Genomic DNA, 17,879 nt, shown 5'->3' with positions numbered 1-17,879 from the left:
CATGACGTCGAAACTGCTGCCGGCTTGTGTGCTGAAGTCGGTGCGCATCTTTCCGTACGGATAATACCGGCTCTGATGCTCGTTTTGTCATATCGGCCGATGAGAGATGGTGTCCCCGAGTGGCCCACGGGGCGTGGACAGGCAATGGCCACATTGAACAATCAGTTTCGGCAAGACAGATTTACACTGGACGTGCCCAGACTGGAAAGACGCTCCGAGAAGATCCAGGAACTGCTGAGGGCAATGTGCCTTTCCTATGATGTCGATACGGATTATTGCAATTTGACTGGCGTGGGGGAGGTGGTGCGACAGCGGGCACTCTGCGCCGACCTGACCATTGTCGGCCCCGCACTTCTCAACGACAGTGTTGTCGGACCTGTCGTCATCAACGGCAGCTTATTTGATACGGGAAAACCGGTGCTTATTGTGCCCAAGCGCGCTGAGGCGACCCTGTGGCCAAGGCGCGTCCTGGTCGGTTGGGATTCGCGACTCGAGGCATCCCGTGCCGTTCGGGAAGCGCTGGGTCTCCTATGCGCTGCTGAGGAAGTTCGTGTTGTCCTGGTGGGTCCGAAGGCGAACCACAAAGGGTACGGCGCGAAACCTGGAGCCGATATTGCTGCCTATCTCACGCGCCACGGTGCTCGGGTGTCGGTTGACCTGTTGCCAAGTGCTGGCAAATCGGCGGCCAAGGTGCTTGCGCAGCACGCAATCGATACATCTGCCGACATGATAGTCATGGGCGCTTATGGCAGCCGTCGCCTGCGTGAGCGGCTCTTCGGCGGCGCAACGAAATGGATTGTTGACAAGCCGACATTGCCGCTGTTTTTGGCGCGCTGACCGGCTCGGGAGTTGCACCGATGCCGCTCGAAGCTTTAGTTCACTTGGGCGAACTATTCAGATATCGGGAAAAAGATCGCGGCGGCGCGAAGCTCCTCGAGGCAGTGCACGAGGCCTGACCGAACAAAATGCTCCGGTCTTGAGTTGCTTGTCGAACTCTCGCCCGAGACGGCCCCAAAGGCCGTGCAGCGGCGCTGCTCGAGCTCATCGAAGCACGGCCGCGGCAGATTGGCCCAAGACGAGAAAGGTAGCTTGGCTTAATTCAGTTGAGAAAGACAGTCGTTAGCTTGGTAGACGAGTTAGGACCTATTGCTGCGGCCAGCACAGCCGTTCGCTCAAGGCAATGCTCTTTGCAGCGCCAGGCATAGGCTGCCATTGTTCCCGGCTGCCCCATGTCGAGGGCAATTGCAGCTTCATATAACTCAAGACGAGTGCCCTCAGGCAACTTAAGGTAGGGCTTTCGCCGCAGCTCGTGATGACCTTTAGCTGGCGCCGGACGGAAGCAGTGTGCGATCCTCACTGCCCCGGAAAGCCTGCCTTAGCCGAATTCATGGCTGACGAAGAGATGAGCTTGGCGAAAATAGGGGCAAGGATATGCCGGCTCGCCGGCGAAAGGTGGATCGCGTCAAGGTAGAAGACGTCTTCACCTGATCTCAGCGGGCAGTTTTGCTGCCCACACAGAGCTGGGACTATGGGAATGAACTGTACGGTTCGCGGCAGCAGATCCGCGAGCATTCGATTGTTCTGCCAGGACATCTCGGCCGGCATGGTAGAGCACGGCGCGTCGCCCTTCATGAAGTCGGCACGGACGAGGCAAGTCAGCACATCGATGGATGGTTCCGGCGTGGGTCCAACCACGGCGGTCTTGATGCCATGGGCCGCCAGTGAGGCAGCGGTCTGTTCTATCGCGGACGTGAAGTTGGCATTGGAAGTCTCCTGCGAAGGCCAGCTTCCGTCTGTCGAGAGGAAGCTGCCTCCACGCCCCGAGTAGGCGTTCCAGCGGCCTGCCAGGATCACGAGTGTGATGTTGGGATCGGCAAGCACCGATTGGAGCGCGGACGCATTGAAGGCCGGGCAATCCGCTCTCAAGGGACTGGCGGGAAGCATCGTCATGTCGGGAAAAGGAGCGCACCCCGCCTTTGTGATCTGTCTGACGCGCACGCCTGTCGTCCGGGCCGCCTCGTCTAAAGCAGAGGCAAGATGGGCAGCCTGAGAATCGCCCCACAAAACGACCCTCGGAGCGATATTGCCGAAGCCGAGGATGCATTCGCCCGTCTTGGGAATGAGCCCGCCACGCTGGAGGCAGGAAGAGGATTCGAACTTGGCTCTTTCCGCTCTGAGCGCTTGAACAGAAGGACCGTCGTCAGGACCCCGGCTTGGGAAGCCGGAGCTGTAGATGATAGCCAGGGATAGACAGCAGACGCCGGCCATTGTGCCGGCGGTCGGTACCATCCACTTCCAGCCTGTGGCCCTCCGGCGAAACGGGCGCTCGACAAAGCGCCAGGAGAGTGCTGACGCGAGCAGTGCGGCGAGTACGACCGCGACACGTTCAGAGACGAACAATTCGCGATTCCGATAGATGCCTGCAAAGACCAGCAACGGCCAGTGCCAGAGGTAAAGCGAGTAGGATGTGAGCCCGATGAAGGCGGCAGGCTTGATCGACAGCGCTTTCGAAACCATCGTGTCGCGGTGAAAGCCGGCCGCGATGATGAGCGCCGCTCCAATGCAAGGAGCAAGCGCGTATAGGCCGGGAAATGGCGTATCCTGATTGAGCAGGAAGAGTGAAGCGGTGATGAGCGCCAGACCTGAGGCAGCGAGGAGTTCCGCAATCGTTCGGGTTGGCCTCATTGCCTTAGCAGCAGGCAGCGCGATCAGCCCGCCCGTGAGCAGTTCCCAAGCGCGTGTCGGAAGCATGTAGAATACAAAGGGCGGATCGCTCTGAAGCCAGTGCTGAGCGGCGGTGATGGAGATGATGCCCAGCGCCGCGACGATGACTGCCGCCCACGGTCTCAGCCATCGCATCATGAGTATGACCACCAGAGGCCAAAGGAAATAAAACTGCTCCTCGACGGCCAGCGACCATGTGTGCAGGAGAGGGAGCGAGGTCGCGGCTTCAGTGAAATAGTTGGTGTTGACGTAAAAAAAGAAGTTGCTGGCGGAAATCGCAGCGGCAATGGCGCTGTTGCCGAAGCCGATGAACTCACCCGGCGGCAGCACAAACCACCCCATCGCAAAACATGCGGCCAGCATCGCGAACAGGGCAGGAAAAATCCGTCGGACCCGGCGGTGATAGAAGTCCAGCAGCGAGAATTCGCCCCTGTCGGTGCGCTCGATGATGTCAGACGTTATCAGGAAGCCGGAGATCACAAAGAAGACGTCGACCCCAACGAACCCGCCGCTGACCGCTGAAAAACCAGCGTGATACAGGACAACCGGAACAACGGCGACGGCCCGCAGACCGCTGATATCCGCTCGGTACTTCATGCAGCTGATCGTCCTCAGAAGGTTCCGAGCAGCGTTTTTCATGGTCGTTACGCATCGTAAAATCGATAGTTTCGATGAAGTGCATCTACCGTATGAATGCGGGCCATCGCGTGCGACTAAGAACCGAACCAGACCGGACACAAATCGCGCAACGCAGAATCCCGCTCGATCAAAGTGAAAGACGGTTTTTCACTAGAAGGCGAACCCGTCCGGTCACCGGCCACTCCGGCTTGTCAGCGTGCGCAGTGGTGCGCCGATGGTACGGGCGCCGAGGCAAAGACCGCCACTCCAGCGCGCTACATGAGCTTGAGATCGTCAGTCGGATCGATCAGCTGCTGCCTTGCGTCAGCTCGACTTGAATTGGTGTGGCTCTTGTTCATCTCTTCCGCGGTCCTTGTGCCCACCTAGCGCATGTGCGCAGTATCCACCTTCACCGCGCCCGTGATGTCGATCGGCGATTGCCGCGCGGCCGTTGAACAGACGAAACCTATAAGCGCGGCTGGACGGCCAGTCAGAAACAGCACGCTGCCGGATTGGCCACCTACCGCAGCTGCAAAGCAGGCCAGTCATCTCTCAATCGACTGGCTCGCCCGTGCCACGTGGGGCAGTTCCGATTGGGATGATCGGCATCGCCGATCGTACGGTTTCTCATAAGTAGATCGGGCGTCGAGTTTGCAGGCGAGTTGCGCAGGCATTCGTTATGGAGCTCTGGGGTTCGGTTGTTGATCGCATGCGAGGCGCACGCATTCACATCGTAGATGGGCTCCATCGAAACAATCTATTTTACGGAGAGTAACGGACATGAAAAAGCGTTGCTCGGGAGGCGACGCCCACCGGAAATCTCTCCAGGTCATGCGCAAGGCGGAAGGTGGAGCGGCGTCCTCCTTCTGATGCCTAGGGTTCATCACTCAATTTCGTCGCTCGCTTCCTGGATCCATCCCGCAGCGTCACGAGCCTGATCATTTGTGCTCGCGACCGGCGGACCCGTTCGGCGCGACCGGCAGACGATCTGCATTCCTCCAAATCCGATGCCGTGCGCGAGCTTCTCAACACTCCGGACGGATTTTCGGCGAAGGTGAGCTATCTCAAACGGTATGCCGCCACGCTTCGCTGCGGACTTAAGGGCGCAATGGATGTCGCCGAAGCCGGATCGTGGGTTGGACCCGAGGGTGCAAAGCGGTCTTGGCGTATGAGATGCATGAACGAACTGCAGCCGCTATCTCGATGACGATACCTTACTGAACCAATCGCGCGACGAGGATTGTCTGGCCAGGAACAACGTTCCGACCTGGTGGCCGCGCGCTCCTTGCCGCGATTTGGCGTGTGCTGGCGTCTTCAACGCAATCGCTGCTGATCGCCTCGAGCCGCTGTCGGCTTCCACCGTAATCGACGGCGGCTGCGCCGGCGGAGATGTAAGCTCGAGCGCAGCGGTCGGACGAATGGCCCACGTCATCGGCATTGACCTCGACGAAGGGAGCTTGTGCTGGCGCGCGAAGAAGCTGCCGCGCGCACCTTAGTCGAGTGCTAATGGGAGCGTCATGCGACGTAAGAATGCTATGCCTATCAGATCATCATGGGAGAGATCCACGTCGCATGACACATGAGACATTACCGGATTCCCCGGACGGCGCCCATCTGAAAAAAACGCTAGAGTTGGTCAAGCTGGTGCTGTTCCGAAGGGCGACAAAGTGCAAACCTTCAAGGCCTGCCGTTCAACGTCGGATACTCGACACGATCACAAACCCGCTGTCAGTTGGTTCCATCAAAGTTTCCTCCTGGCACGTCGATTGAGGGAACATTCCGAACACATCAGCGCACGTCCTGCCATGATCAGGCTAAGCGAACATTTATTCGGGATCGGAGCTACCCTGTTAGCTTACCGGTAAGAGCACCGGGACAAATCTGCCGCCGGTGCAAGGTTTCCCACCTCAACGTCGGATAGCCGACACGATCACAAACCTGCTGCCAGTTGTTTTGATCAATTTTCCTTCTGGCACGTTCGATGCAGGGAATCTTCTGAACACATCAGAAGGATGTCCTCCTATGGTCAGGGTCACTGAAGAATGCTGTTGCCGCACTGGGACCGCGCTTCGGCTGATCCACAACCGGTCAGAAGTGGGCGCATCACCTTGGAGGCGAGCGACTGCGCCCGCTTCACACGCCGAATAAGGTCGGTAAGCATCCGCTGAGCGAGACGCTATCATCGAAGCGGGTGGAAACGTCGATCCCGCGCACGGCCCCCACGTCCCGACATGAGTGTCGATCTCATCACTTGGCTGGATCCCTGGGCCTCACACAGCCGACCACACGAACGCGGGGACAAACGCTAGCGAATCCAGCCGCACCGGCGTCGAGAATGGCCGCGTAGTGCGGAAGCCGAATGACCATGGCCGATGTTCGCCGCGAGCATCGCGTGTTTGGGAAACATCTATAGGAGCAGGACAAGTGGACATCTCTTGCATTGGGGTGGGTGCTGGACCGCCTAATCTCAGCCTTGCGTGTCAGATACACGAGCAGATCGGTCGAGGGGCACTGTTCTTGGATCGGCAGGTCGACTTCCGGTGGCACCCCGGCAGCGCATTGGATTCGCCGGAACCCCAGGTCAACCACCTCAAGGATCTGGTCACGCTGGTGAACCCGCGATCAGCCTACACTTTCGCAAACTATCTATACGAGAACGGGCGTCTATTCCACTTCCTGAACGCACAGTTCGAGGCCGTGCTCAGAGCTGAGTTTGAGCAATACCTGAACTGGGCCTTCCACCGGAACCCGCTTGTCTGCGGCGGCGAGACTGTGCGCGAAATCCGCTTCGAGGGCGAATTTCGGGTGTGGACGGACGACGCAGTTCGTGGCGCCAGAGACCTCGTGATCGGCATCGGCAAGCAGCCGCGGATTCCGTCTCAGTTTCAGGGCTGGACCGGGCGCAACCTGTTCCACTTATCGGATTTACCGCGCATCCATCCTGAGGATTGGAAAAAGGACGTTTGCGTGGTTGGTGGAGGCCAGTTGGGAGCGGAGGTGCTATTACACCTCGTCGGCCTGCCAAAAGAGCGGCGGCCTCGATCGATCACTTGGGTCTCGGAGGGCGAAAACTATCAGCCCATCGACAACAGCCCGTTTACAAACGAGTTGTTCATAGCGTGCTCTTCGGATCGCTTGGCGGCAATGAGCGAGTCGCAGCGCAAACTGTACCTGAGGCGTTTCGTGCTTGCTTCCGACGGCATTTCGGAAGAGACGTTGAGCGCGATTTATCAAGCGCTATACCGGCACGCGTTTTTGGAGCCAAGCCACTGCGAAATCACACTGCGGCCGGGCTGCACCGTCTCGCACTGCGTCAACGCCGGCGCGGGTCACAGGCTGACCCTGCGCCGCGGCAGGAGTGAGCTCGAAGAAGTCACGGCCGACATCGTCATCCTGGCCACCGGTTACGAGAACGCGTTGCCAGACTTCTTGGAGCCGATGGCCTGCCGGCTGGAAAAGAGCGACAACGAATTGGCTATCCGCGAAGATTTTTCCGTGTGCTGGGACGGACCGCCTGAAAGGCGCATCTTCGTACAGAGCGCGACCCTCGGGCAGCGCGGGCTGGCTGATCCAAATCTAGGCCTGCTGGCCTGGCGAGCGCGTCGCATCCTCGACAGCCTTCTGGGACGCGTGCCGCAGGCGAACCGCGAGCATGCCGGCTTCATCAGACCTGCCCCCGTCGACAACTGGCCGCACCCCGTGGCGGAAGAAATGGGCAGCGGGATATGACCTACGGCTACTGATCACCAGCGGGAGGGGCCGAGGAATGCTGTCCGCCTTCGCTGCAGCGAAGAGCGGGGTGGATGCGGCATCCGTGTCCCCGCGAAGCAGCATTCGCGCTGTCCGTCGGCAGCTCGCACTCGACGCTGGGCCTCATCGACAACGGCTTTAGCAGAAAAGCTCAACCGTAACCGGGCGGCACTCAGTCGTTGCACGCGGGAGCCAGTCGCGGAGCTAGCCCCGCCCTTTCGAACGGCGCCGAAATGCTGCTGCTGGAGGAGCCGAGCCATTTGACCGCAGAAGAGAGCCAAGCTGTTCGGTTTCTTACGCAGGAGTGGTTGCGGTGTCCAAAAACTTACAGCCGGCAGAAACTTGTCGGGTCGAAGACAGCTGGCCAACTGGGCCTATGAGGTTTCAAAGGGGTAACCATGGAGTTAACGGGCACTAAGCGTGCTGGCACGGCCTTTGCGGCAATACTCGTGAGGGCTGACCGCATGAGAACACGCAAGCCGGATTGGTTGCCTGCCAACTCGTGTGTTCCGCTCTTGAGAGAGAGAACGACCAGCTAACCCATAAGCGCCAGGAAAGGTGTGGGAATTTGGAGAACGAAACGGTGTTGCGTATTGAGTCCCCCGCTCCGCCAATCAAAGTGGACACTTGGCTGCGTGGCGAACCCATCACGAACTTTCAGCCCGGCAAGGTCTGTCTGGTCGAATTTTGGGCGACTTGGTGCGGACCTTGTGTGGCGGCTATACCCAATCTGATGCAGCTGCAAGAGGAATATCAAGACAGTGGATTCGAGGTCGTCGGAATCGCAACTAGCGAACAGGCTCCAACCGCAGACGAGGCGCGGACCAAGTTGGATGCGTGGCTGACCGAGAGGTTCCTGAATCTGAATTACCGGATTGCGTTCGATTTTACCGGTGAAATGAACAGACTATGGATGCAGGCGAGTTCTTCTCCCGGAATCCCTGAGTCGTTCCTGGTTGATGGCAACGGCCGCATCGCTTTCATCGGACACCCGGCGGAACTCGATGAGGTTTTACCCAAAGTTCTGAACGGCAGCTGGCGCAGCAGCAATGAAGCGAGGGCCGCCGACATAAGGCGGTTCGCTACTAGCCAACGCACAGCGCGCGAACGGGCCCGGACCAAACCGATATACGCCAAACTTAAGCCCGCCACACAGGCCGAGGATTGGCCGGCCGCACTCTCGGCAGTTGAAGAAGGCCTGGCATTGATGCCGGACTATATCGGGTTTCGGCAAACTCAAGCGAATCTTCTGCTTCACAAGCTGCGGGACATGCAGAGCGGCTTGCCAGTCATGCGCCAGTTAGTCGAGGACGCGATCAACAAAAAAAACGAGGCCGTGTCTTGGATGGTCATGGCCCTGAATCAGCTCTTCGATCCCGCGATAGACAACTCCCATCTTCCCCGTGCTGAGCGCTTTGCGATAGGCAACACGCTCTCGGAACAAATCCTGACACTGAATCCCCCGGATGGCGACGGGCGCCTTAAATTCCGTTGCTACCTCCCGGTAGCTCAGTATTACCACGAGAGCGGCAACAACGCTCGCGCGATCGAGTTGATCGAAGCGGCACTGAAATCGCTGGATATTCCGGAGCCAATGCCTGATCACATCAAACAGACACACCATAGCCCCTTGCTTCAAGCCCTGGCCGACTACACGGGTGAGAACGTCTGTTGCGGGGACTTCTGTGTGGCACCGCAATCAAGGCTCCTGAACACTAAAGCGGAGTGGCCTCATGAGCAGAGATTGCAAAAGGCATGACAAGTGGAATCGAACCCTGGTCAATTCGCCCAATGCATGCAGCCCGCTCGCAGCAAGTATGCCCATGCAGCACCGAGGGGATCGTTGCTGTAGGTCAAGGCTGGGGCGTCAACGACCTCCAGAGACGGTTCGCCGCGGACGCGATGTTCGACGAGAATTTAAGCTATCGCGGAGGACGTCACAGTCCAGGACATGTTCAAGGTCGGCCCAAGCACAGCATTACCTGGAACCCGGCCCGGCCAAGCCGGGGGGCGGCCGCGTAAGCGGGCCCGAAGTTGGCGCAGCCGAACGCAGAGCTCGCCCTCTGAGACGACACTGAATTGAGGAAACGATATGTCTCACACCGCGCTTGATCCTGCCCGTCGACCATCGAACGGCTCCTGGCGCTGATCCGAGCTCAGGACAGGCGATGCCAGGGCAAATGACCGAGCTGCTGGTCGGCTTCATCATCACGAAAAACTGCGTCCTTCAGATCCCGATCATTGGCGATTCTGCTGTGTAGGCTCGACATATTTCACACAGCAGCGGGGATTGTGATCGAGGAGCGCTCTTGCGTGACCACATCGCCAACAATGATGAAATCGATCGGGGTTTCGGGGTTTTCACGGGCGGGCAGTTAATCGTTTGAGACGTCCACCGCGTCGTCTTCGAGACTTTCCGGAAACTTGCCCGCACCGGTACGAAACTGGGCGACGATGCGACTGCGGTCATTGCCTGTCCGACGTTGCGAGGATGAAACCGAATTTTCGAGGAAGGCTCATGTCAAATCTGGATGAGATGTTGAAGAAAGTCCGAAAGCTGCAACTGCGCGCGGCGATTGCCAAGACGAACTTGCGCGACCTTGCCGAGGGCCTCCCGAACAAATGGACTGAGATAGCGGAAGTCGCCGAGACAGCGCACGCTGTTTATGCCGAGTTGAATAGTGCCCGGAGAGAGCTCGCCAAAATGAGGACCTTACGATGACGAGCATCACCCGCGACGGCTCCAAATGGGTGCCGGAATATCTGGCCGCTATAGACGAGAAAATCTGTATCGGCTGCGGTCGCTGTTTCAAGGTCTGCTCGCGCGAGGTCATGCATCTTCACGGCGTGGATGACGCGGGTGAAATCCTCGGCATCTGCGACGGGGAAGACGACGACTTCGACGGTGAGCTCAATCGTATGGTCATGGTAGTGGACCATGCCGGCCGCTGCATTGGCTGCGGAGCCTGTGGCCGTGTCTGCCCAAAGAACTGCCAGACGCATGTCGCGGCCGACCAGATTGCAGCATGAGCAGCATCAATGACGGGATAGGAGAACGACTTTGGACCTCATCATCTTTAGTCGACTCGCGGCGGTGGTTGGAGCGGCAACGCTGTGTCCGTTCTCTTCGCTTAGCACGCGATCCGTCTAGCCGTCGTCGCTACGCTGGCCTGTTCGCTACTGCTCCAGAGGGATTATTTCGGCAGCGTGCTCTTTCTGCTCTGGCGGTCCAGTGTGCTTGTCGAGCAGAGGTAAGGGTAGGCCAACGCAGTTCGAACCAGCCGCCACAAGATGACGAGTTGAGGAATGAATGTTCAGATGTATCTCAGCTCGTTCTGACTGCGCTGTGTGTTGACGCTGTGTTGAGGCGTAGTGACAGAGCGGAACTCACGTTCACGCCCAACAAGAGACATCGAATTGATAGGACAAGAATACAGGTGGGCCGGAACTGGCCAGGGGTGGCAACATGCTCGGTGAAGCTGTTTGCGTTCGCCACGCACATAGGAGGCTCGCAGCACGCCGGCACCGGTCGATCGAACGGAGACGCCGGCGATGATGTGAGTCACTTCTACAACGTTCCAGAACATAGCTGGCTCAGCACGAACGCCCATGACCTAGGCTGGAGATAGTTCAGCTTGAATACCTCTGCTGGAGAAAACATGCTGAAAAAGTTCCCACGCTATCCGCTCACCTTTGGCCCAACGCCGATCGAGAAGCTCGACCGCCTCGGCAAACATCTGGGCGGCAAGGTAGAGATCTACGCCAAACGCGAGGACTGCAACTCAGGTCTCGCGTTCGGTGGAAGCAAGCTGCGCAAGCTCGAATACATCGTTCCCGATGCGATCGCGTCAGATGCTGATACGCTGGTCACCGTCGGGGGCGTGCAGTCCAACCACACCCGGATGGTCGCAGCGGTCGCGGCCAAGATCGGCATGAAATGTCTTCTGGTTCAGGAGAGCTGGGTTCCACATGACGATGTCGTCTACGACCGGGTCGGCAACATTCTTTTGAGCCGCATCTTGGGCGCAGAGGTGCGCCTGGTCGACGAGGGCTTTGACATAGGTATCCGCTACAGTTGGGAAGAAGCGCTCCATGATGTCAAGGCAAGGGGCGGCAGACCTTATGCGATACCGGCCGGGGCCTCTGTCCACAAATACGGTGGCCTTGGCTATGTGGGGTTCGCTTACGAGGTGCGCGACCAGGAGAAACAGCTTGGTTTTGCCTTCGACTACATTGTGGTCAGCACTGTCACAGGTTCAACGCATGCCGGCATGATCGTCGGGTTCGCGAAGGACGGTCGACAGCGCAACGTGATCGGTATCGATGCATCCGCCACTCCAGCAAAGAGCAAGGCGCAGGTGCTTAGCATTGCCAAACGTACAGCGATGCTCGTCGAGCTCGAAACGGAACTTGTCGAGGCTGACGTGGTGTTGCTCCAGGACTACGCGTACCCGCGCTATGGCGTTCCGTCCGAGGAAACGAAGGAGGCGATCCGTCTGTGCGCGCGGCTCGAGGGTATGATCACCGATCCGGTCTATGAGGGCAAATCGATGCAAGGGATGATCGACCTCGTCCAGAAAGGTTTCTTTCCAGAGGGGTCGAGGGTCCTTTACGCCCATCTGGGTGGCGCGCCCGCAATCAATGGTTACGGCTACACCTTCCGTAACGGCTGACGGGCGACAGCTCGCGTATGCCGCCCTGCCGTGCCGGACGTGTCCACGACAGTGCCGAACCGGAAAGGCCGGAGCCAATTCCGCGGACGGTCGATGATCTGGTAAATAATTCAGAGCGTTACGCGCAGAGGCTCGCGACCAAATTCCTCCCTGGGCGGTTGGCCGTCGAGAGACACGAGGCCGTTGAGTTCGTGCTCCGCTGCCATTCTGCGACCCAACGACTGTTCACTCCGCGACAAAGTGCGTTCGGTTCATCTCCTGGGTACCTTACCCAGCCCATTGCAATCTGAAGAAAAGCTTTGCGCCCAAGTTGGCACGACTCTTGAAGCTCTGTCGACAGGGGAGGAGCCAGGACTCAGATTCCACCACGCAATTGGGATGCTGGGCTGGAGCAGCTCGCACCAATGAGAACGCAACTGAAGGAGAGATCATGGAATTCTCGCGGATTGCGGCCGAGTTAAGCCTATTCCTCGACACGACTAATGATGTCGCTGAATCCGAACAGTTGTTCGAATTGTTGTCCGCGTTTGCGCTGAATTTCGATTGCCCGTGGATAGCCTATGGCCCCCTTGCACCAGAACAAAAGGTTTTGAAGCCGACCCGACCGGACTCTGCGATGATGTGGAATTACCCTGATGAATGGCAGGAGCGCTACTTAAAGATGGGTTATGCCAAAATAGACCCGCTCATCAAGAAAGGTCGAAAGGGGGTAGGGCCCTTCCGGTGGAGTGAGGTTTATACCCACGAAAGCACGACTGAAAATGAACGCCGCGTCCTGGACGAGGCGGGGACGTTCGGCTTGAAGTCAGGCGTTACCGTTCCATTACATGGTCCCGCTGGCAGCTTTAAGCTTATGTGTTTTGCTAAATCCTCGGACGGCGAATTGGAAAATAGAGCGATCACCTATCTGCAAATTGCCGCAGTACAGTTTCATCTGAGGGTTGCGAAGCTCGGAACGCAGAGGTCATCGGAGCACGCCTATAAGATCTCTGATAGGGAAAGAGAGTGCATTCATTGGATATCGAAAGGAAAAACGTCAGGGGAAATAGGGACGATATTAGGACGGTCCCAAAACACGGTTGATTTCCATGTGAAAAACGTGATGCGGAAGTTGGACACGACCCGCAGAACGGCACTTGCTGCGAAAGCTGTGGAACTTGGGATTATCGAACCATAGAAAGGAAGATTCGGCGAGCTCGGTGCGCGGCCTGTCGTGGAGCTCGAGCCTCGTCATACGCGGCGCCGATGGCTGCCGCAACCTCCAAATCCATCACTCGCTCGCCGAGAAGGCCTATCATGTCGCGCAAGAGACCGGCCAAGAGCGCACGCAGGTTCCTCATGCCATCGGTCGTCGATGATTCCTTTAAGACCCGCAACCGAGCTTTGCCGGGGAACATCGATGACCGGATGACCGCCGCAATGCCGCTCGCTGCGGCACTGTTGAGGGCGCTCGCGAGCGGCTTCGCGATCGCCGCGCTCCACAGCCTGTGGTGACGTGCTCCAGCGGTCGGACGACTCCTATGATTTGGTCGGCCGAATTCTCGCAGGGGCGATGGGGCTGATCCGTCAACTACCCGATGCCGTAGTATCGGTGCTTGTCCGGAAAATCTATATGTTGTCCACCGCATTCACCCTAGGTATCAGCTCTGGAGCAACGCAATAATGGGGTATTTTTAAGAGAGATAGCCACACCAATTAGAATTCCCGCGAAGTACCGGCCCAAAAAAGTCAATCCGACGATTCTGGTGTCAATGTGACATGAAGAACATTCACCACGAGCAGAAAGTTTTATCACTCTCCCCGTGAATGATCTCCGTGCAGAGGACCTAAAGATGAACATCAACGCGTTCACGGCTCATGAATCCAATGTTCGCCGATATTGCCGGGCCTTTCCCACAGTCTTTACGAAGGCACTGGGGGCGACGATCTGGGACGAGACCGGCAAGCCTCACATCGATTTCCTTGTGGGTTCCGGCGCGCTCAACTACGGACACAACAACCCGAATATTATGGCACCAGCAATCGAATATCTTATCGGTGAGAACATTGTGCTGTCGCTTGATATGCATACGGTGGCTAAGCGTGACTTCATTGAAGCCTTTGTGGATTCGATCCTGAAACCCAGGGGGCTTTCCTACAAGATACAGTTTCCTGGGCCGACGGGCACAAACGCCAACGAAGCGGCGCTGGCCCTTGCGCGAAAGTATACCGGCCGCTCGAGCGTCATGGCATTCACAAATGCGTTCCACGGTATGTCGCTCGGCTCGCTAGCGATCTCGGGGTCGGCGTCCACCAGAGAGCTGGGAGGCGTTGCGCGCCACGATGTGATCCGTATCCCATTTGACGGCTATCCGAGCCAAGCGTTCGATTCCGCCAATTACATTGATTGCGTTTTGAGCGACCCAGGGAGCGGCATAGAAAAGCCAGCCGCAATCATTCTGGAGACCATCCAGGCAGAAGGGGGCATGAACGCCGCATCCGCGGCTTGGCTCATAGAAATTCAGCGCATTTGCCGCAAGCATGGCATTGTTTTTATCGTCGACGATATCCAGGCGGGTGCGGGCCGAACAGGCGATTTCTTCTCCTTCGAGTTCGCCAAAATCGAACCCGACATCGTGTGCCTTTCCAAGTCACTGAGCGGTTCAGGGAGTCCGTTCTCCATTGTCCTTATTCGCCCCGACATGGACATATGGAAACCCGGAGAACATAGCGGGACCTTCAGAGGCAATAATTTCGCCTTCGTGACGGCAGGGGCCATGTCCAAAATGTGGTCGGACAGCCGGTTTACTGCAGGCGTGGAACAGACAGCGGCCAAACTGCAGGGGCACCTTGACCGCCTCGTCGCGAAATTTCCCAGATACATTGAACAAAAACGGGGCCGCGGTCTGATGGCTGGCCTCAAGTTCCGTTCACCGGCCCTGGTCGGCAGCGTGCACGATGTCGCGTTCGAGAATGGCCTGCTTATCGAATCCTCAGGGCCAAATCGCGACGTGATCAAAGTCCTCCCGCCGATAACCATCACCGATGTCGAACTTGATAACGGCGTCGCCATTCTTGACCACGCACTACAGGAGCAAGACAATGCGTAATCAGATTCCTCAACCGCCCGCCATCTCTCCTGTTTCGATCAGACACCGGACCGGCTCGATCAGCACTGCTGACATCATCTCGGTCCTGAAAGGCGAGACGACCGCTCTGCACATCAAGCAGGCTTTCAGCACTGAAGTAGCCGAGGAGATCAGCGCGAACTTCAGTGCCAGTACCGGTCTCAAGCAGCGAAAGGATGGAGTGCCAGGACAGTATGTTGGCGCATCCCACTACAGGAAGGATGCAGCCACCTATTTCGCAGAGGCCGAAAATGCGCGGCCGCACGTCGAGGCCCTGTTTAAGAATTTGGTTGACCCGGTCCGAGCAATATTCAGCGCATTGAAGCGCGAGCTTCACAACCAGGGCATCGAACTGCGACTGGCCCGTTCAGAACACGGTCAGGCCAATGTTTGTCGTGCCATCAACTGGTCTGGCAGCGGCGCATTTTCATTGGACCCCCACGACGACGTCGCTCAAGTCTTATGTGCTGGCAATGGTTATGAGCTTTCTTCCGTGGCGCACAACACTGTCGCAGCATTTAACTTCTATCCGAGCATGCCCGAGGAAGGCGGCAATCTGAGGCTCTGGAGCCATAAGCCGACAGTTGCCGACCGAAAGTCGCAGGGCGTGGAAACCACCGGCTATCCCTACTCGGCAGCCTATCTCGAGGCCGTTCCTTGCCGCGAGATCCAGCTCAAGGCCGGGGATATCGCTTTGATCGATGGCGGCTTCGTTCACGGGGTTACCGGTCAACCAGGCAACGGAAAGCGTCGCTTGTTGCTGAACAGCTTTTTCGGGTTTGCGCGGCCGGATCTTGTTCTCTGGTGGACCTGACTTTGGAGGACCGACCTTTAATGCGGATGGATTGCGCATCTATCAGCGTCGATGCGCAGTCGACTGCTGCTGACCTTCGACTTACGCCCGCCCGCCACCGGATCGCCCGCAACGGATGATTGCGCCGCACCCGCGCCTCAAGGTCAACATAGCTAAACAGTTCGCCAGCTCGATCGTCGCCGCCGCGCACGTCACTTCCGAATCCCTTCGGAACCAGTGAATTACCGCTGCGATCCGGTGGCGAGTGCCTTTTCAACAGCTTGCTAGAGAAATACCCAAACATCGGGGTTGCAGTCATGCTGGAAAACCGGTGCGGTTATGTCAGTCGCCCATGCCAACAACGCCGCCGATAGCGCTGCCGCAAAGGCGGGTACTGACTGTCAAGGTATCGCTATCCCAAGCGTTGCAACAGATTCGTCAAACAAGTTTACAGACTCTTTGCGAATGCAAGTCGCTGACCATGGTAAGTTCGCTTTAAGTCCGAGATTGGCCGTAGCTAATCGTCAACTCAATGGTTTGGAATGCGTGAACATAGAACCTGCAGCTTTGATCGCAAGACGCACCAGAGAGGCCCTTTAATTGATATCGACATTTTCGAAGCTCATGAGTCTAACGTTCGTCGCTATTGCCGGTCGTTTCCAACCGTCTTTACGAAGGCCCTCGGAGCGACAATCTGGGACGAGGCCGGTAAGCCATTTCTCGATTTCCTTGTAGGGTCCGGCGCACTCAACTAGGGACCCAACTATCCTTGCGCCAGCAATTGAATATCTCGTCGGTGAAAACATTCCTCTCTCGCTTGATATGTATACTGCGGCAAACGTATCCGGGCAAAGACAACGAGGACGCGCTACCGTGCAGCAAGAAGGGGTGGGTAACTACCGAACAGGCGCATATCCCTATTTCACATTCATCAAAATCGCGTTGCAAAAGGTATGCATGATTGCTGTAAGCTATAATGTTTACTCAGAATATGTGACGTATAATTGTGTAAGAGACTGTCGAGAGTTCGAGTTCAGGAAAATTCTATGTCATTTGATTTAGACAACTTTTTCTGGTTCGATGCGGGGACTTTGGCCGGAAAGGGTTCGGCCACGCTCGTTCGCCTCCGCTCGTGGAGCAGTGCTGCTATATCACGGAGGCGGTCTGCAAAGTAAATCATTCCACCCTTCATCGCTGAGATCCGGCAGGGAACTGTCGATCTGTTCGCTGGCAAACAATCACCAGGGAGAACTACAATGTTTCGCAATAATTTGAATTCGGACCTCGTCCAGTTGCAAAAGATCGACCCGCTGGCCTTCAAGGCGATCGAGCCCGGAATAGCTAGAGAGTCATCCGCCTGCCTTACAAATCTGGCGAATCTCTCGCGCAATGAGTTCACCTCGGAAGGGCGTGGGGCGGATTACCTCGATAGCATCCAACTGTCGCTGCTGGCACGATCGGAGGGTGTGATGGATCTTCTGGGCAAGATGCACCCCAATGGTTGCGACGGACTTTGTTCATCAATGATCATCTGCGATCTTCTCGCCGGTGACGGCTACGTGAACAAGGTAGCCCATCAGATCTTGGGTGCGGCGCGCTGCCCGACGTTCATCAACTCTGACATCTCTCAGTTCATGGTGGACCGTTGCATCCGCGACGGCCTTTTCGCAATCTGGCAAAGCGCGACCGATCCGTTCTGGATTAAAGACGGGTCGGTGGACGGTGTGCTGATGGCTTACGGCACGCACCACATCCCGCACGCTCAACGCACCACCGCTGTCCAAGCGGCTGCGCGAATTCTTCGGCCCGGTGGCGTCTTCGTTCTTCATGACTTCGAAGAGGGTTCAGCCACCGCCCGCTGGTTCGCTGACGTAGTGTCAACTCATTCGGTGACGCCACACGACTATCCTCATTTCACCGCGGGCGAGGTTCTTGATCTGTTCGCTGCTGCGCAGTTCGATGAGGTGACTGTGCAGCGAATTACAGACCCATTCGTCTTCCAGGCAGAAGACGAGGAGAGCGTTCTCCAATCGCTGGCCAAATACGTCGTGAAGATGTACGGGCTAGAGAAGCTCCGCAACGATACGCAGCGTGTGCTCGCGCTTCTTGATGAGTATTTCGGGCTCGCCGTGACGGGAACCTCTCGCGGTGGCTTCGAAGCGCGCATAGCGCGCAACGCTTTGGTCGGCAGTGGGCGACGGGTGTGAAATTATC

The 17,879-nt window shown here is 57.4% G+C and carries 13 protein-coding genes and 1 pseudogene; 13 read left to right on the top strand and 1 reads right to left on the bottom strand.

The window, feature by feature from the left end:
* Positions 1–144: 144 nt before the first annotated feature.
* Positions 145–837, top strand: coding sequence for a universal stress protein (locus tag A9K65_RS31365; protein WP_224655972.1), 693 nt, complete (start codon positions 145–147; stop codon positions 835–837).
* Between the two features lie 516 nt (positions 838–1,353).
* Here the strand turns inward: A9K65_RS31365 and A9K65_RS31360 are convergent.
* Entirely contained in the window at positions 1,354–3,321 is a 1,968-nt protein-coding gene (locus tag A9K65_RS31360) for an acyltransferase family protein (protein ID WP_064993569.1), read from the bottom strand.
* Between the two features lie 2,256 nt (positions 3,322–5,577).
* On the opposite strand from A9K65_RS31360, the gene A9K65_RS31355 reads away from it, so the two are divergent.
* From A9K65_RS31355 to A9K65_RS31300, 12 genes and pseudogenes are all read left to right on the top strand, one after another.
* Positions 5,578–7,071, top strand: coding sequence for a SidA/IucD/PvdA family monooxygenase (locus A9K65_RS31355; protein ID WP_224656172.1), 1,494 nt, complete (start codon positions 5,578–5,580; stop codon positions 7,069–7,071).
* Between the two features lie 604 nt (positions 7,072–7,675).
* On the top strand, positions 7,676–8,851 hold the full coding sequence (locus A9K65_RS31350; RefSeq protein WP_064993568.1) for a redoxin family protein: 1,176 nt from the start codon (positions 7,676–7,678) through the stop codon (positions 8,849–8,851).
* Between the two features lie 759 nt (positions 8,852–9,610).
* A complete protein-coding gene (locus tag A9K65_RS31345) occupies positions 9,611–9,814 on the top strand; it encodes a CCE_0567 family metalloprotein (protein WP_064993516.1) in 204 nt (67 codons plus the stop codon).
* Complete coding sequence (fdxB, locus tag A9K65_RS31340; protein ID WP_064993515.1) at positions 9,811–10,122, top strand: ferredoxin III, nif-specific; 312 nt, start codon at positions 9,811–9,813, stop codon at positions 10,120–10,122. The genes A9K65_RS31345 and fdxB overlap by 4 nt, the downstream gene beginning before the upstream one ends.
* A 111-nt stretch (positions 10,123–10,233) precedes the next feature.
* On the top strand, positions 10,234–10,347 hold the full coding sequence (locus A9K65_RS36690; protein WP_140688170.1) for an exopolysaccharide production repressor protein: 114 nt from the start codon (positions 10,234–10,236) through the stop codon (positions 10,345–10,347).
* Positions 10,348–10,751: 404 nt separating this feature from the next.
* Positions 10,752–11,765: a 1-aminocyclopropane-1-carboxylate deaminase gene (locus tag A9K65_RS31330; protein WP_064993514.1), complete on the top strand. Its 1,014-nt coding sequence runs from the start codon at positions 10,752–10,754 to the stop codon at positions 11,763–11,765.
* A gap of 430 nt (positions 11,766–12,195) precedes the next feature.
* Positions 12,196–12,942: a LuxR family transcriptional regulator gene (locus tag A9K65_RS31325; RefSeq protein ID WP_064993513.1), complete on the top strand. Its 747-nt coding sequence runs from the start codon at positions 12,196–12,198 to the stop codon at positions 12,940–12,942.
* 119 nt (positions 12,943–13,061) lie between these two features.
* On the top strand, positions 13,062–13,259 hold the full coding sequence (locus A9K65_RS31320) for a hypothetical protein (protein WP_064993512.1): 198 nt from the start codon (positions 13,062–13,064) through the stop codon (positions 13,257–13,259).
* Positions 13,260–13,597: 338 nt separating this feature from the next.
* Positions 13,598–14,854: a diaminobutyrate--2-oxoglutarate transaminase gene (ectB, locus tag A9K65_RS31315; protein WP_064993567.1), complete on the top strand. Its 1,257-nt coding sequence runs from the start codon at positions 13,598–13,600 to the stop codon at positions 14,852–14,854.
* Positions 14,847–15,686 (top strand): hypothetical protein, encoded by an 840-nt coding sequence (locus A9K65_RS31310; RefSeq protein ID WP_064993511.1) that lies wholly within the window; start codon positions 14,847–14,849, stop codon positions 15,684–15,686. Before ectB ends, A9K65_RS31310 begins: the two co-directional genes overlap by 8 nt.
* A gap of 578 nt (positions 15,687–16,264) precedes the next feature.
* A pseudogene (locus A9K65_RS36570) lies at positions 16,265–16,502 on the top strand (diaminobutyrate--2-oxoglutarate transaminase); the annotation flags it as partial.
* Between the two features lie 419 nt (positions 16,503–16,921).
* Complete coding sequence (locus tag A9K65_RS31300; RefSeq protein WP_064993510.1) at positions 16,922–17,872, top strand: methyltransferase domain-containing protein; 951 nt, start codon at positions 16,922–16,924, stop codon at positions 17,870–17,872.
* Positions 17,873–17,879 lie beyond the last annotated feature (7 nt).

This window comes from Mesorhizobium sp. WSM1497, assembly GCF_001672455.2.
GTDB classification, from domain to species: Bacteria; Pseudomonadota; Alphaproteobacteria; order Rhizobiales; family Rhizobiaceae; genus Mesorhizobium; species Mesorhizobium ciceri.
The sequence above is the reverse complement of the archived record's forward strand: the minus strand, read 5'-3'. Positions and strand labels throughout refer to the sequence as shown.

Excerpts from the sequence above, each read along its gene's own strand:
- A9K65_RS31330 (WP_064993514.1), top strand. The coding sequence starts at position 10,752 with ATGCTGAAAAAGTTCCCACGCTATCCGCTCACCTTTGGCCCAACGCCG.
- A9K65_RS31360 (WP_064993569.1), bottom strand. The coding sequence starts at position 3,321 with ATGAAGTACCGAGCGGATATCAGCGGTCTGCGGGCCGTCGCCGTTGTT.
- A9K65_RS31300 (WP_064993510.1), top strand. The coding sequence starts at position 16,922 with ATGTTTCGCAATAATTTGAATTCGGACCTCGTCCAGTTGCAAAAGATC.
- A9K65_RS31365 (WP_224655972.1), top strand. The coding sequence starts at position 145 with ATGGCCACATTGAACAATCAGTTTCGGCAAGACAGATTTACACTGGAC.
- A9K65_RS31320 (WP_064993512.1), top strand. The coding sequence starts at position 13,062 with ATGTCGCGCAAGAGACCGGCCAAGAGCGCACGCAGGTTCCTCATGCCA.
- A9K65_RS31325 (WP_064993513.1), top strand. The coding sequence starts at position 12,196 with ATGGAATTCTCGCGGATTGCGGCCGAGTTAAGCCTATTCCTCGACACG.
- A9K65_RS31310 (WP_064993511.1), top strand. The coding sequence starts at position 14,847 with ATGCGTAATCAGATTCCTCAACCGCCCGCCATCTCTCCTGTTTCGATC.
- ectB (WP_064993567.1), top strand. The coding sequence starts at position 13,598 with ATGAACATCAACGCGTTCACGGCTCATGAATCCAATGTTCGCCGATAT.
- A9K65_RS31345 (WP_064993516.1), top strand. The coding sequence starts at position 9,611 with ATGTCAAATCTGGATGAGATGTTGAAGAAAGTCCGAAAGCTGCAACTG.
- fdxB (WP_064993515.1), top strand. The coding sequence starts at position 9,811 with ATGACGAGCATCACCCGCGACGGCTCCAAATGGGTGCCGGAATATCTG.